Raw genomic sequence first — 14722 nt, 5'->3', positions numbered from 1 at the left:
AGCGCTATCCCTGGAACAGGCGCCCGACGACCTCGCCGATGTAGTCGTCGGCCAAGGGCCCGCTCCCCCTCTGACGAGCCCCGCCGGGCACCAGCACCAACGACATCGCCAGCCTGACGACCGCGTCCGCGACAAGGTCGGCCTCCCGAGGCGGCAATGGGTCCGCCAATCCCTGGTCCTGCAAGAGCCCCGAGACGAATATCCGCCCGAGCGTCTGGCCCGAGGGCTCCCGCTCGCGCCAGAGGCGCACCACATAGCCGGGCTGGACACGCACCAGCCACTGCACCACAGGGCTCTTCTCCGCGTTCTCCACCAGGCGGGCGGCGACGACAACGGCCCGCTCTCTCGCTGTCGTGGCGCGGTGGGCGTGCTCGCCGACATCGCGGAGCACTGCCCGCAGCTCTCGCTCGTACACCGCGTCGATGAGCCTCTGCTTCGAGCCGAAGCGGCGGAACACCGTCATCCGCGAGAGCCTGGCGTGCTCTGCGACCAGGTCGATCGTCAGATTCTGCTCGCCGTGAGAGCCGAGGACCTCGACGGCGGCGTCGAGGATCTTCGCGTCCGACCGGCCCGGCGAGCCCTCTTGGCCGGGCTCCTGCCCCGCCATCGCCGCCACGATCAGCGCCTCCAACTCGCTCACCGGTTCGCTGCTGGCCACGCGCCTGATTCTGCCACAGGGCAAAGTCAAGAGCAGCGCTCTATTGACTAATGTTACTCAATAGGTATTATCAGTAACATGACTACTGTAAGCCTCCTCACAGAGACCGCGAGCGGCGTGCTGCTCCCCGGACAGGGCGGCGTCCCTGTCGCGCCCGAGCTGCACGCGAACCAGGCCATCGCCTGGCTGATGATCGTCGCGGGCTACGCCACCGCGGCCATCACTGCGGCGTGGGCGGTGTGGAAGCTCGTCAAAGACCGAGAGCTCCTGCCTTTGGTCCTCGTGGCCGCAGGCTTGGTCGCCGCGAACATCGAGCCGACGGGCGACCTGGTCGGCTCGATCGTCTACGCCAACGACATCCCCTGGTTCGGATACACCGTGATGGGGCACCGCATGCCGGCGTTCATCCTGGTCGGCGCCATGCCGTACGTGGCGCTCGGCGGCTATCTGGCGTACCGCTACCTGCTCGCCGGACGCTCGCTCCGCGACATCCTGCTCCTCTCGGCGGTCTTCGTCGGCCTCCCGGAGATCGTTTTGGAAATCGCCCTGCACCATTGGGGGATCATCGCGTACTACGGCGCGAACCCCACCCGGATCGGCGGCATCCCGCTGTACTCGATCGTGCAGAACACGACGCTGCTGCCGGTCTACGGCGTGGTGGTCTACTTCGCGGCGAAGTATCTGACCGGCCCCCGGATCTGGTGGTTGCTGCTGTTCATCCCGGCCACCACCATCGGCTACATCGTCGGCGTCAGCTGGCCCGCATACCAGGCCGTGCAGTCCTCCGCCCCCGCCGCCGTGACATGGCTGGCCGCCCTCGCGGTGATCGCCACCTCGATCGCCAGCGCGTACGCGCTCCTGCAGATCCCCGAGCTGCGCGACATCCGCGAACGGCGCGCCGCCGACGAGGGCACGTCCGTCCAGCGCGCCGCCTCTGCCCTCGTCTGATCCCGCGCCTCGCCCGACCCCGAAAGGACTCCTTATGACCGGATGCCCCGTCAACACGACCGGAACCATCGCGCCGCCCGCGCCTGCCGCCGGGACCGCCCCGCCCCCGCCGGGGCCGAAGGGCAAGCGCGAGAAGCTCTCGGCGCTCTCCAAACTCGCTCGCGACCCGTGGTTCTACCCGTTGGAGCTCACCCGGAAATACGGCGACGTGGTCTCCGTCCCCACCCCGTTCGTCAAGACCGTGTACCTCGGCCACCCGGACCACATCGACCACGTGCTCGTCAAACACGCCGACAAATACCGACGCTCGGACATGGTCTCGAAACAGATGGTGCCGCCCAAACTCGGGCACAATTTCTTCGCCTTCGCCGACGACGCGGAGTGGCAGCGCGGGCGGGCGCTCTACCGGCCGAGCTTCACCCAGAAGAACCTTGCCGACCTCGGCGACCTGTTCACCGAGTCGGTCACCGCGCAAGTCGGCTCCTGGGCCCGGGCTGCCGACAGCGACGGCGTCGTGGATATCGCCGAGAAGACCCACGAGCTCGCGTTGGTCGTCCTGTTCAACGCGATGTTCGACGAACATATCTCGCTGCGGCTGCTGCCGCTCATGAAAAAGGCGCTCGTCCCCGCGATGCTCGTCACGACGATCCGCGTCGCCATGTACTCCCTGCCGGAATGGGTGCCGCGCCCGTTCGACAAGACCGCCGCCAACATCTTGAAGACCTACGGCGGGGCAGCCGTGGACCAGGTGGTCGAGACGCGCCGCAGGCATCCGACCGACCGTCCGGACCTGTTGAACCTGCTCATCAACGCCACCTACGACGACGGACGGCCGCTGGAGACCGAGAAGATCATGGTCGAGATCGCCGGGATGGTCGTCGGCGGCCACGAGACCACGGCGGCGGCGCTGGCCTGGACCTTCGCCCTGCTCGCCAGCCACCCAGAGGTGGAAGAGCGCCTCGTCGCGGAGGTCGACGCCCTCGGCGGCGCTCCCGTCACGGTGGCCGATATGCCCAAGCTCCCACTGGTCCGGGCGTGCTTCGACGAGGCGCAACGCCTCCAAGGCGGCTTGGTGATCAACCCGAAGACCGCCGTCGTGGACGACGAGATCGGCGGCTACCACATCGCCGAGGGCACGACCATCCTGTATTCCTCCCTCGCGCTGCAACGCGACCCGAGGTTCTGGAAGCGTCCGGACGAGTTCGACCCGGACCGCTTCCTGAACAACGAGGCCGACCTGCGCGCCTTCGTCCCCTTCGGCAAAGGCCAACGCCTGTGCCTCGGCATGCGGATGGCCTACATCGAAGCGGTCCTCACCATCGCCACCGCGTACCAGCAGTACCGTTTCACGCTCCAGCCCGGCTACCAGATCCAACACAAGTACCGCATGTCCATGGGTTTGAAGGGCGGGCTTCCGGTGCGGCTCGCGCCGCGCGAGGCGCCGAGGGGAGCCGTCTGAGCCCTCACCCCGCTGTGGCGCGAGAACCGGCGCTGAGGGATGATGATGCGGTGACCGAAGCAGCGAAGTTCCCGGCGGACGCGACGAACTCGGCTGCCAACGGGCACGCCGCCCCCGAGGCGAGCCTGCCCGAGGACCGCTACCTGAACCGAGAGCTGAGCTGGCTGGACTTCAACGCGCGCGTCCTCGCGCTCGCCGAGGACGACTCCTTGCCGTTGTTGGAGCGCGTGCAGTTCCTGGCGATCTTCGCCTCGAACCTCGACGAGTTCTATATGGTCCGCGTCGCGGGCCTCAAACGGCGCCACCAGACCGGGCTGTCCGTGCGCTCCGCCGACGGGCTCTCGCCGAAGGCGCAGCTCGAGCTCATCGCCGCGCGCACCCAAGAGCTCGCCAGCAGGCACGCCCGCGTGTTCCTCGACGTGATCGCCCCTGCGCTCGCCAAGAGCGAAATCCGGATCGTGTCCTGGTCGGACCTCGAAGCCGGGGAACAGGGCAGGCTCTCCGCGTACTTCCGCGAGCAGGTCTTCCCCGTCCTCACGCCCCTCGCCGTCGACCCCGCGCACCCGTTCCCGTACATCAGCGGGCTCTCGCTCAACCTCGCCGCGACCATCCACGACGAGTCCGGCGGCGGCCAGCACTTCGTCCGGATCAAAGTGCCCGACAACGTCGACCGCTTCGTGCCGGTGCGAAGCTCCGCCTCGGCGGCGGAGGCGGACTCGGCGCGCCCCTCGGCGCACCCAACAGTCCTGCTCCCCATGGAGGAGCTGATCTCCGCGCACCTCGGCGACCTCCTCGAAGGCATGCGCGTCGTGGAGCACCACGTCTTCCGGGTGACCCGCAACGCCGACTTCGAGGTGGAGGAGGACCGGGACGAGGACTTGCTCCAAGCCCTCGAACGCGAGCTCGCGCGCCGCCGGTTCGGCTCGCCGGTCCGCCTCGAAGTCTCCGACACCATGAGCGAGCACATGCTCGAGCTCCTGCTGCGCGAGCTCGACGTGGAGCCGCACGAGGTCGTGCAGGTGCCGGGACTTTTGGACCTCTCCTGCCTGTGGCAGATCTACGGCATCGACCGGCCGGAGCTCAAGGACAAGCCGTTCGTCCCGATCACCCACCCCGCGTTCGCGGAGCGGGAGACCCCCAAAAGCGTGTTCTCGACGCTGCGCGAGGGGGACGTGCTGGTCCACCACCCGTACATGTCCTTCTCCACGAGCGTGCAGCGGTTCATCGAGCAGGCCGCCGCCGACCCGCAGGTGCTCGCGATCAAGCAGACCCTCTACCGCACCTCCGGCGACTCCCCTATCGTGAACGCGCTCATCGACGCGGCGGCGGCGGGCAAGCAGGTGGTCGCGCTGGTGGAGATCAAAGCCCGCTTCGACGAGCAGGCCAACATCAAGTGGGCCCGCGCGCTGGAGCACGCCGGGGTCCACGTCGTCTACGGGCTCATCGGCCTCAAGACCCACTGCAAGACCTGCCTCGTGGTGCGCAGGGAGGGCAGCCACATCCGGCGGTACTGCCACATCGGCACCGGGAACTACAACCCGAAGACCGCCCGCATCTACGAGGACCTCGGCCTGCTCACGGCTTCCGACGACGTCGGGGCCGACCTCACGGACCTCTTCAACTCGCTGACCGGCTACTCCCGCAAGACCAGCTACCAGCGCCTCATGGTGGCCCCGCAGGGCATCCGCTCCGGCATCCTCCGGCGGGTCCAGGACGAGATCGACCACCACCGCGCGGGCTGGGACTCGCGCATCCGGGTGAAGGTCAACTCGCTGGTGGACGAGCAGATCATCGACTCCCTCTACCAAGCGTCCCAGGCGGGCGTGCCGGTGGACGTGGTGGTGCGCGGGATCTGCGCGCTCAAGCCGGGGGTGCCCGGCCTGTCGGAGAACATCACCGTGCGCTCCATCCTCGGCAAGTTCCTTGAGCATTCGCGCACCTTCCACTTCAAGGCCTCGAACCAGCATTGGATCGGCAGCGCCGACATGATGCACCGCAACCTCGACCGCCGGGTGGAGGTGCTGGTGCACGTCAAAGATCCCAAGCTCACCGCCCAGATCGACTGGATGTTTGACAGCGCGATGGCCCCCGAGACCCGCTGCTGGGAGCTGGACCAGGCAGGCGTGTGGCACGCGACGCCGAACAGGGACGCGGTTGCTGCCGGAATCGAGAAACGCGACCATCAACGCGCCCTCATCAAGCACTACCGGGAGCTCACCGACTAGCATGTCTGACGTGTCATCGAGACAGGAGATCCGCGCCGCTGGCGGCGTGCTCTGGCGCCACGCGGACGAAGAAGGGGCCGAGCCCCTCATCGCGCTCATCCACCGCCCCCACTACGACGACTGGACCCTCCCGAAGGGCAAAGTCGACCCCGGCGAGATCCCTCCGGTCGCCGCCGTGCGGGAGATCGCCGAGGAGACCGGGTCCCGGGCCGAGCTCGGCCCGTTCCTCGCCACGGTCCACTACCCCGCCAAGGGGGCGCCCAAGCGCGTGGACTACTGGGCGGCCTGGGCGGCCACCGCGCCCGAGTTCGTCCCGAACGACGAGGTCGACCTCCTGGAGTGGGTCCCCGTCGGCGAGGCGAGGGACCGTCTCAGCCACGATCTCGACCGCGAGGTGCTCGACGTGTTCCGCGCCATCCGCCTCGACGTCGAGACCTTGGTCGTGGTGCGGCACGCGAGCGCAGGGACGCGCGACGAGGCCGACCCGGAGGCCGACGAGCGGCGCCCGCTGGACGAGCTGGGCCTCGCCCAGGCCGAGGGGCTCGCCCACTTGGGCGGCGCGTTCGGCGTGTCGAGACTGCATGCCGCCGACAAGCTCCGCTGCCGCCAGACCCTCGACCCGCTCGCCCAATTGCTCGAAGTGGAGACCGTCTCCGAGCCGTCGCTGACCGAAGAGCCGTTCGCCGAGAACCCGAACGCCGCCCTCGACCGGCTCCGCGAGCTCGCCCAAATCGGGCACACGACCATGGTCTGCAGCCAGGGCGACGTGATCCCACCGCTCGTGGCCGAATGGTGCGGCGACCCCGAACTGGCGGCCAAGATCGACGTGGCGAAGGCCTCGGCCTGGGTGATCTCCGTCGGCGCGACCCCGAACGGACCGAAGCCTGTCGCCGCCCAGTTCATCGCCAGCCCCTTGGCCGATAGCACCTGGGACGACGAGATCCCGCACTTCACCTGGTGAGCGCCCTGAACCGCTGCACGGCCCGATTGCTGCCCTGCTAACCTTGCGGGATGTCGCGGACCAACGTCAGGCGTGTGTTCGCCTCCTGTTGCGCTCCGCTGTTCTCTCTGCTGCTGCTCGTCGTCTCGACGGCGCCCGGCGCGAGCGCCGAGCCGGGCGGATTCGCCCAGGGCTGGTTCAAAAAAAGCACACTGCACTTCGCTGTCGCCATCGGCCCTGATCGAGATGTGGACTGCGACATCGTCGGCGACCTCTACCTCCCCAAGGACGCGGGGCCCGGCCACCGAGTGCCCGCGATTGTCGCCACGCACGGCTTCGGCGGGACGAAAGACGACCAACGAGGCCTCGGCGAGTTCATGACGGGCCGGGACTACGCCGTGCTCGCCTTCTCCTCCCTCGGCTTCGGCGGCTCCACATGCCGGATCACCATGGACACCCCCGAATACGACGGCGTGGCGGTGAGCCAGCTCATCAGCTTCCTCGGCGGGGCCGACCGGATCGCGTTCGAAGACGCCGAGCACAGCCGTCCCGTCCCGCCACTGGACGCGATCCAGCTCGACTCGTCCGACCACGCGGGCCGCTCTGCCGCCAACGACCCCCGGGTCGGGATGATCGGGGCCTCCTACGGCGGCGGGGTGCAGTTCGCCACTGCCTCTGTGGACCCGAGGCTCGACGCCATCGTGCCGATGATCACGTGGAACGACTCGCTGTACTCGCTGGCCCCGAACAACGCGGACCTGCCCGAGGGCGTGGACGAGCGGATTCCGGGGCCGAGCAAATACCTCGTCGCCCAAGACCTGCTCACCAACGCCGCGAAGGAGCCGGACCAGGCGCCGCCGCCGACGAGTTGGAGCGACCAGAACTGCCCGCGCTTCTACCCCGCCGCCTGCCAGGTCATTTTGAACTGGTACATCTTCGGAGCCCCGAGCGCGGCGGACATCGAGTCCGTCCGATACGGGTCGGTGGTCACCTACGCCGACAAAATCCGCATCCCCACCCTGTTGGCCCAAGGCCAGCAGGACACCATCTTCCTGCTCAACGAGGCTGTCGCCACCTACCAGGCCCTCGCCGCCAACGGGGTCGAGGTCAAGATGCTCTGGCACCGTTGGGGGCATGACACCTCGAACGTCGTCCCCGGCGAGTTGGACTGGGCGCACCCCGGGTGGGAGCAGCGCTACCAGATCGACGCGACCCTGCGCTGGTTCGACCGCCACCTGAAGGGGACCGGCTCGGACGATCTGCCCGCGCTCAGCTATTTCCGCGACTGGATCCCCGAGGGGTCGGCAGCCTCCCCCTGGGCGACGAGCGACCGCTACCCGGTCGCCGGGACGGCCGCCTACCGCCTCGTCGGAGCGGACTCCCTCGTCGCTGCCGGGGCGCCCGCCGCCGCCGCGACCACCGTCGCGTTGCGCACCGGCCCTTCGGGCGACTCCATCGCATGGTCGACGGAACCGCTCGCGTCGCCCATCACCGTGGTCGGCGTGCCCCAGGTGAAGATCCCGGTCACCGCCAACGGGACCGCGACCGTCTTCCTGTACCTGGCCGACGTCGACCAGTCCGGCAACGAGGAGACGATCTACCGGCAAATCGCCCCGGCGAAAATCTCGGGATCCGGCCTCGTGGCCTTCACGCTGCCGGGGATCGTGCACCAATTCCCAGCCGGGCACCGGCTCAGGCTCGTCGCCACGGGCTCGTCCGACGCGTTCCGAGGCGACCCGTTCCCCGTCTCGACGCAGTTCGAGACGGGCGGCCAGAGCGAGTTGACCCTTCCGGTCGTCCCGTAAGAAAGGCCGATGGTAACGTTCCGCGCAGGTCCGTTCGGGGGGAAACGCCTGGGGTGGGCTCTCTCATAACTCTCATGAAAGGTTTGCCCCATGCGACACGCGTTCTTCGTCCTCGCCGCCTCGTTCGCCCTCGCCATCAGCGGAGTCGGCGCGGCTGCCGCGCTCGCCGACCCGGACCCGGACTGCGCCCTGCTGTGCGGGAAGACCCCGTCGTCCGACGACCTCTCGTTCATCGGGCAATGCTCGAACACGATGGTGTTCGGCGGGCATCACACCGAAGAGGAATGCGAGCCGTACAAAGCCGCGATGTCCAAATACTGCGCCCGGATGCACGCGCACATGGACCTGTGCGACTGGGCCAAGTCGTAGCCGAACGGCCCTAGCTCAGCTCCCGGCTGCCGCGTCGAGGATCGAGCCGAACGCGCTGACGAACGCCCCGGCCTGGTCTGCGGAGAGCGTCAGCGCAGGCGCGAGCCGGACGACGTCCGGGCCGGTCGCGCCGACCAGGAAGCCCGCGTCCCGCGCGGCCGCCTCCACCAAGGCTGCCTTCGGCTCACTGAAGCGGACCCCGATCAGGAGCCCCTTGCCCCGGACCTCTGCGACCAGCGGGTGCCCACTGGCGCCCAGCTTGTCTTTGAGCTCGCCGCCGACGTCCTTCGCGTGGGCGATCAGGCCGTCCTGCTCGATCACGTCGAGCACAGCGAGGGCCGCCGCCGCGCACACCGGGTTCCCGCCGAACGTGCTGCCGTGCTGCCCCGGCTCGAAGAGGTCCGCCGCCGCGCCGGTGGCGATGGTCGCGCCGATCGGCAAACCGCCACCGAGCCCCTTCGCGAGGGTGACCACGTCTGCCACGACGCCCTCCTGCTCGTGGGCGAAGAACGTCCCGGTGCGGCCCATGCCGGTCTGCACCTCGTCGAGGATCAACAGCGCCCCCGCCTTCGCAGTGATCTCCCGCGCGGCTTTGAGGTAGCCCGCCGGGGGCACGACGACGCCGCTCTCCCCTTGGATCGGTTCGAGGACCACGGCTGCGGTGTCCGGGCCGACCGCCGCGTCGAGCGCCAGGACGTCCCCGTACGGGATGTGCCGCACACCGGGGACCATCGGCGCGAACGGCTCCTGCTTGGCCGGTTGGCCGGTGAGCGCGAGCGCCCCCATGGTGCGCCCGTGGAAGCCGCCCCAGGTCGCGACGATCTCGCTCCGGCCGGTGCGCCGGGCGATCTTGAAGGCCGCCTCGTTCGCCTCCGTGCCGGAGTTGGCGAAGAAGACCTTCGCGCCCTCGCCGCCGGGGATGAGCGCCGCCAGCCGGGCGGCGAGCTCCACCGTGTTCGGGGACATGTACAGGTTGGAGACATGGCCGAGCGTCGCGATCTGCTTGCTCACCGCCTCGACGACAGCTGGGTGCGCATGGCCGAGGACGTTCACCGCGATCCCGGCCAGCAGGTCGAGGTACTGCTTGCCGTCCTCGTCCCAGACATGCGCGCCCTCGCCCCTCACCAGCGCGAGCTTCGGCTGCCCGTAGTTGTTCATCAGGTGCGCGGCCCAGCCTGCCTGCAGCTTCTCGGTCATGCTTTGTCTCCTGTCTCGATGATCATGGTGCCCACTCCGGTGGGGGTGAAAAGTTCCACGAGCGTGGCGTGCGCGACGCGCCCGTCGATGATGGAGGCCGCGCGCACGCCGCCTTCCACGGCGCGCACGCACGCCTCAAGCTTTGGGATCATGCCGCCTGCCAGGCTCGGCAGGAGCGCCTTCGCATCGGCGAGCGAGATCTCGCTGACAAAGGAGTCCTGGTCGGGCCAGCGGGTGTAGAGCCCGGCGACGTCCGAGAGGACGATGAGCCGGTCGGCCTTGAGCGCGGCCGCCAGCGCCCCTGCCGCGACATCCGCGTTCACGTTGTGGACCACGCCCTCGGCGTCCGGCGCGAGGGAGGCGACCACGGGGATCCGCCTGCCCGCGACAAGCTCCTCGATCCAGTCCGCGTCGACCGACTCGATATCGCCGACCAGGCCGATGTCCACCGCCTCGCCGTCCACCGTCGCCGTGGTGCGCTCGGCCGTGAACAGGCGCGCGTCCTCCCCGGAGATCCCGACGGCGTACGGCCCGTGCGCGTTGATCGCGCCGACCAGCTCCCGGCCCACCCTGCCGAGCAGCACCATCCGCACGACTTCGAGCACTTCGGGCGTGGTCACCCGCAGGCCGCCCCGGAACTCGCCCTCGATGCCGAGCCTGCCCAGGTGCTCGTTGATCTGCGGCCCGCCGCCGTGCACCACCACCGGGCGCACGCCGCAGGCCCGCAAGAGGACCATGTCCTCGGCGAAGGTCCTCGCCAGGTCGGGGTCGACCATGGCGTTGCCGCCGAATTTGACGACGACGACCTTGCCGTGCAGCTTCTCGATCCACGGGAGGGCCTGCGCGAGGATTTCGGCCTGCTGCAGCGCTGTGGTGCTCATGGCGGGTGTGTTCCTTCGGTGGGGTAGCCGGGTTATGTCGAGTAGTCCGAGTTCAAGCGGACATATTCCGTCGAGAGGTCGGTGGTGCGGATCCATGCGGCCGCTTCCCCGGAACCGAGGTCGATCTCGACCTCGATGTCGGGGCCGGAGAGGTCGACGTCGCGCGCGCCGGGGACCGCCCCCCCGTTCGCGCAGACCTGGTGCCCGTTGAAGCGCACCGAGATCTTGTCCGGGTCGAGCTCCACCGGCGCGCAGCCGACGGCGGCGAGGACTCGGCCCCAGTTCGGGTCGGACCCGAAGAGCGCGGTCTTCACCAGGCTGTCCCGGGCCACCGTCCGAGCGGCGGCGAGGGCTTCGTCCTCGCTGCGCGCCCCGACGACACGGATCATGGCTCGTTTGGTGACGCCTTCCGCGTCGGCCTGCATCTGCGCGGCCAGGGAGGAGCAGACCGTGAAGACGGCGCGGTTCAGCGAGTCCTGGTCCGCCTCGATCCCGCTCGCCCCGGAGGCCAGCAGCAGCACGGTGTCGTTCGTGGAGCTCACCCCGTCCACGTCGAGCCGGTCGAAGGTGTGCCGGGTGGCGCCGCGCAGCGCGGCGTCCAGCTGCTCAGGCGTGGCGACGAGGTCCGTGGTGAGGACGACGAGCATGGTCGCGAGCGAGGGCGCGAGCATCGCCGCTCCTTTCGCGGTCCCGCCGAGCCGCCAGCCGGAGGGATGCTCGACGGCGGCCAGCCTCGGCACGGTGTCGGTGGTCATGATCGCACGCGCGAAGGCCTGCGGATCGGCTTCGCCCGCCGCAGCCTTGCCGACCAGGACGCCGACGCCGTCGAGCAGTTTCTCGATCGGCAGCCGCTCGCCGATGAGCCCGGTGGAGCAGACCGCGACTTGCGCCGCCCCGATGTCGCCGACGCCTTTGGCCACCAGCCCCGCCGCCACGGTCTCGGCGCTGCGGTGCGTGTCCCCGAACCCGTCCGGCCCGGTGCACGCGTTCGCGTTGCCCGCGTTGAGCAGCACCGCGCGCAGTTGCCCGCCCTTGAGCACCTGCCGGGTCCAGAGCACCGGCGCGGCCTTCACCTGGTTGCGGGTGAACACGCCCGCCGCGTCGAACCGGGGGCCGTGGTTCACGAGCAGCGCGAGGTCGAGGTTGCCGGAGAGCTTGATCCCGGCGGCGACGCCTGCGGCGAAAAAGCCTTGCGGGGCGAGCACGCCCTGTTGTTCGAACGCTGTCATGGCGCTGATCCAACCACAGGCAGGCCTTCGGCCTCCGACCAGCCGAGCGCGAGGTTCATCGACTGCACCGCTCCCCCGGCGGTGCCCTTGACGAGGTTGTCGATCGCGGAGACGGCAATGAGCTTGCCCGCCGCCTCGTCCACCCCGACGCCGACAGCGGCGATATTCGTGCCGAGCACCGACGCGGTGGACGGCCACTCGCCGGGAGCGAGCAGTTTGACGAACGCCTCGTCCGCGTACGCCTTCTCATAGGCGGCGCGGATCTCCGCCGCGCCCGCCACAGCTTTCGCCGTGCACGTGGTGACAATGCCCCGTGTCGTCGGCGCGAGCACCGGGGTGAACGAGGCAGTCACCGCTCCGGCGGAGCGGGTGGAGAGCTCTTGCACGATCTCGGCGGTGTGCCGGTGCACGCCGCCGACTCCGTACGGGGTGAGCGCGCCCAGCACCTCGCCCGCGAGCAAATTGGGCTTGGGCACCCGGCCCGCCCCGGAGACTCCCGACACCGCGACGACAGTGACGTCGGGCTCGACAAGGCCCGCCTCGATCGCGGGGGCGAGGGCGAGCAGCGCGGCGGTCGGGTAGCAGCCGGGCACGGCGATCCGCCGCGTGGACCGCAGCCGGTCCCGGCCGCCGGAGAGCTCGGGGAGCCCGTACGGCCAGCTGCCCGCGTGGTGGCCGCCGTAGTACTTCTCCCACGCGGCCGCGCCTGCCAGCCGGAAGTCCGCCCCGCAGTCGATGATCAGCGTCGTCTCGGGCAAGGTCTTCGCGAACTCCGCAGACGCGCCGTGCGGCAGCGCGAGGAAGACGACATCGTGCTTGGCGAGGACGTCGGACGTGGTCGCCTCCAGCTCACGTCCGGCGAGCGGCCACAGGTGCGGATGATGCTCGCCGAGCTTGCTCCCCGCGTTCGCGCCCGCCGTCAGCGCGCCGATGGACAGGCGCCCGTCGGCAAACGCCGGATGGCCGAGGAGCAAACGCAAGATTTCACCGCCTGCGTACCCGCTCGCGCCCGCGACAGCGACGGTCAGATTTGTAGCCATGCGAGTAATAATACACATCTCCGAATTATTATACAAAATGGGCCAGGGATGTGCCCTTGATCACGCCACGCCTAAGTAGGTAAACCCCAGGAGAATATGTCAATCTAATAGCAACATGAACCGACTATTCGACCTCCGCGCGCGCGAGCCGGGGCGACAGGCGGGGAGCCCAGGACGGGAGGTCCGACGCAAGCCCGATCGCCTCGCTCGGCTCTCGCGCGCCTGCGCGGCGGCGGGCTTCGGGGCGGTCGCATTCGCCGGGCAGGCCGCCATGGCTCCGCCCGCCGCGCCCGACCCCGACACACGGTCTGCGGTCGACTGCCCGATTCTCGGCTCCGACCTCGACTGCGACCTGCAGCGTCGCGTCGCGCGGGCGAACGCCATCCTCGCGGCCGAGGCCCCCGGCACGGGCTACGTCCTGCGGGACCGGGTGACCGGCGGGGCGTACCGGAACGCGCACGCGGACGACTTGATCTTCGCCGCCTCCACGGTGAAGCTCGCGATGGCGGTCGACCTGCTCACCAGGGACCGCGCGAGCCTGATCGCGTTGAGCGCCTCGGACCGCTCGCTGATCCACGCCATGCTGCACTCCTCGGACGACAACGCCGCCGACACGCTGTGGATGAAGTACTGGGGCGACGACCACATGGCCTTCATGAACGACTTCCCGAACTACGGGATGGCCGATCTGCGCTCCCAAGGCGGCTACGACGGCATCGACGTGTACTGGGGCGCCGCCGCGTGCACCACGAACGACCTCGACCGGCTCATGCAGTTCGTGCTCGAGAAGATGGACCCGGCGGACACCGCCTACATCGTCAACGAGATGCAGAACGTCGACTCGGACCAGCAGTGGGGCGTGTGGGGCGCAGGCGCGTCCGCCCATCCCGGCGACAAGAACGGCTGGTCCGGAGTCGGCGGCTGGGTGCTGCACTCGGTCGGCTTCGCGGGAGCCGGACAGCGCTACACCCTCGCGATCATGAATCCTTCCGCGGCCAGTTTCGAGGACGGCACCGCCACCGACACCCATATCGCGGAAACACTCTTGGCGGATCGGGAATGACGGGAGCGAGCAGTATGAGACGAGTTCTACAAGCCTGCGCGGCGGCAGCCTGCTGCGCGGCCCTCGCCGCGCCCCTCGCATGGGCGGACCAGAACGACGGGGAAGAGGCGAGCTCGCAAGTCGGCTGCTCGTCCGCACAAGCGGGCGCCGCAGACCTCGACTGCGACCTGCAGATCCGGATCGCGAAGGCGAACGCCTACATCGCCGCCCGCCCCGGCGTGGTCAGCTACGTGCTGCGCGACCGCAAGACCGGCGCCACCTACCACAGCCCGCACGCGAGCGAGCTGATCTTCACCGCATCCACCATCAAACTGCTCGTCGCGACCGACCTCCTGGTCCGACAGCGCGCCGGACAGCTCACGCTGACCGGCGCCGACCAAGACCTGATGCACCGGATGCTCAACTACTCGGACAACGACGCCGCGAACGCGCTGTGGGACAAGTACAACGGGCCCGGCGGCACGACGCTCCTGCGGGTGTTCCAGTCCTACGGCTTCATCGACGAGATCGCGCAGGGCTCGCCGTCCGCGTCGAGCATGTACTGGGGCAACCACAAGGCCACCGCGGACGACCTCGGGCGGCTCATGCTCTACATCCTCGAGCAGACAAATCCCGCAGACCGGGCGTACCTGCTCGGCGAGATGCGCGGCGTCGCCCAGAACCAGCAGTGGGGCGTGTGGGGCGCAGGCGCCTCGATGGCCCCTGGGGACAAGAACGGCTGGTCCGAGGAGCCGACCGGCTGGGTCGCCAACTCGGTCGGCTTCGCCGGACCGGACGAGCGCTACATGCTCGCCATCATGAACAACCTCGCGGGCGCGGGCGGGCAGGCCGAAGGCTGGGCCACAGACACCCAGGTCGCGAGCATCCTCCTCGCGGGACGAGCCGACGACATCGGGTAGGGTGAGCCC

The 14722-nt window shown here is 69.3% G+C and carries 13 protein-coding genes; 8 read left to right on the top strand and 5 right to left on the bottom strand.

Going from position 1 to position 14722, the window contains the following annotated elements; translation table 11 throughout:
• Positions 1-4: 4 nt before the first annotated feature.
• Entirely contained in the window at positions 5-658 is a 654-nt protein-coding gene (locus tag ACRC20_RS10115) for a TetR/AcrR family transcriptional regulator (protein ID WP_438686249.1), read from the bottom strand.
• A 78-nt stretch (positions 659-736) separates the two neighbouring features.
• Here ACRC20_RS10115 and ACRC20_RS10110 point away from each other — a divergent pair, with 78 nt between their 5' ends.
• From ACRC20_RS10110 to ACRC20_RS10085, 6 genes are all read left to right on the top strand, one after another.
• A complete protein-coding gene (locus ACRC20_RS10110) occupies positions 737-1606 on the top strand; it encodes a hypothetical protein (protein WP_438686248.1) in 870 nt (289 codons plus the stop codon).
• Between the two features lie 34 nt (positions 1607-1640).
• Positions 1641-3065, top strand: coding sequence for a cytochrome P450 (locus tag ACRC20_RS10105; protein ID WP_438686247.1), 1425 nt, complete (start codon positions 1641-1643; stop codon positions 3063-3065).
• A gap of 50 nt (positions 3066-3115) precedes the next feature.
• The gene (locus ACRC20_RS10100; protein ID WP_438686246.1) at positions 3116-5290 is read left to right on the top strand and encodes an RNA degradosome polyphosphate kinase; all 2175 of its coding nucleotides are present in this window, start codon (positions 3116-3118) and stop codon (positions 5288-5290) included.
• Position 5291: 1 nt separating this feature from the next.
• Positions 5292-6251: an NUDIX hydrolase gene (locus ACRC20_RS10095; protein WP_438686245.1), complete on the top strand. Its 960-nt coding sequence runs from the start codon at positions 5292-5294 to the stop codon at positions 6249-6251.
• A 50-nt stretch (positions 6252-6301) separates the two neighbouring features.
• Positions 6302-8035, top strand: coding sequence for an alpha/beta fold hydrolase (locus ACRC20_RS10090; protein WP_438686244.1), 1734 nt, complete (start codon positions 6302-6304; stop codon positions 8033-8035).
• A gap of 90 nt (positions 8036-8125) precedes the next feature.
• Positions 8126-8404, top strand: a complete 279-nt coding sequence (locus ACRC20_RS10085) for a hypothetical protein (protein WP_438686243.1) — start codon at positions 8126-8128, stop codon at positions 8402-8404.
• Positions 8405-8419: 15 nt separating this feature from the next.
• Here the strand turns inward: ACRC20_RS10085 and ACRC20_RS10080 are convergent, their stop codons facing one another.
• From ACRC20_RS10080 to argC, 4 genes are read right to left on the bottom strand one after another with little or no spacing between them, the layout of a single operon-like run.
• Positions 8420-9601, bottom strand: coding sequence for an acetylornithine transaminase (locus ACRC20_RS10080; RefSeq protein ID WP_438686242.1), 1182 nt, complete (start codon positions 9599-9601; stop codon positions 8420-8422).
• Positions 9598-10482: an acetylglutamate kinase gene (gene argB / locus ACRC20_RS10075; protein WP_438686241.1), complete on the bottom strand. Its 885-nt coding sequence runs from the start codon at positions 10480-10482 to the stop codon at positions 9598-9600. Before argB ends, ACRC20_RS10080 begins: the two co-directional genes overlap by 4 nt.
• 32 nt (positions 10483-10514) lie before the next feature.
• A complete protein-coding gene (argJ, locus tag ACRC20_RS10070; RefSeq protein WP_438686240.1) occupies positions 10515-11711 on the bottom strand; it encodes a bifunctional glutamate N-acetyltransferase/amino-acid acetyltransferase ArgJ in 1197 nt (398 codons plus the stop codon).
• Entirely contained in the window at positions 11708-12751 is a 1044-nt protein-coding gene (gene argC, locus ACRC20_RS10065; protein WP_438686239.1) for an N-acetyl-gamma-glutamyl-phosphate reductase, read from the bottom strand. Before argC ends, argJ begins: the two co-directional genes overlap by 4 nt.
• A 115-nt stretch (positions 12752-12866) precedes the next feature.
• Here argC and ACRC20_RS10060 point away from each other — a divergent pair, with 115 nt between their 5' ends.
• Positions 12867-13814, top strand: a complete 948-nt coding sequence (locus tag ACRC20_RS10060) for a tat pathway signal sequence (protein ID WP_438686238.1) — start codon at positions 12867-12869, stop codon at positions 13812-13814.
• 14 nt (positions 13815-13828) lie between these two features.
• Positions 13829-14713 (top strand): serine hydrolase, encoded by an 885-nt coding sequence (locus ACRC20_RS10055; protein WP_438686237.1) that lies wholly within the window; start codon positions 13829-13831, stop codon positions 14711-14713.
• The last annotated feature ends 9 nt before the right edge of the window (positions 14714-14722 follow it).

Origin of the sequence: Segniliparus sp., from assembly GCF_051660745.1 — a bacterium.
Classification (GTDB): Bacteria; Actinomycetota; Actinomycetes; order Mycobacteriales; family Mycobacteriaceae; genus Segniliparus.
This window is presented reverse-complemented; position numbering and strand designations above follow the sequence as displayed.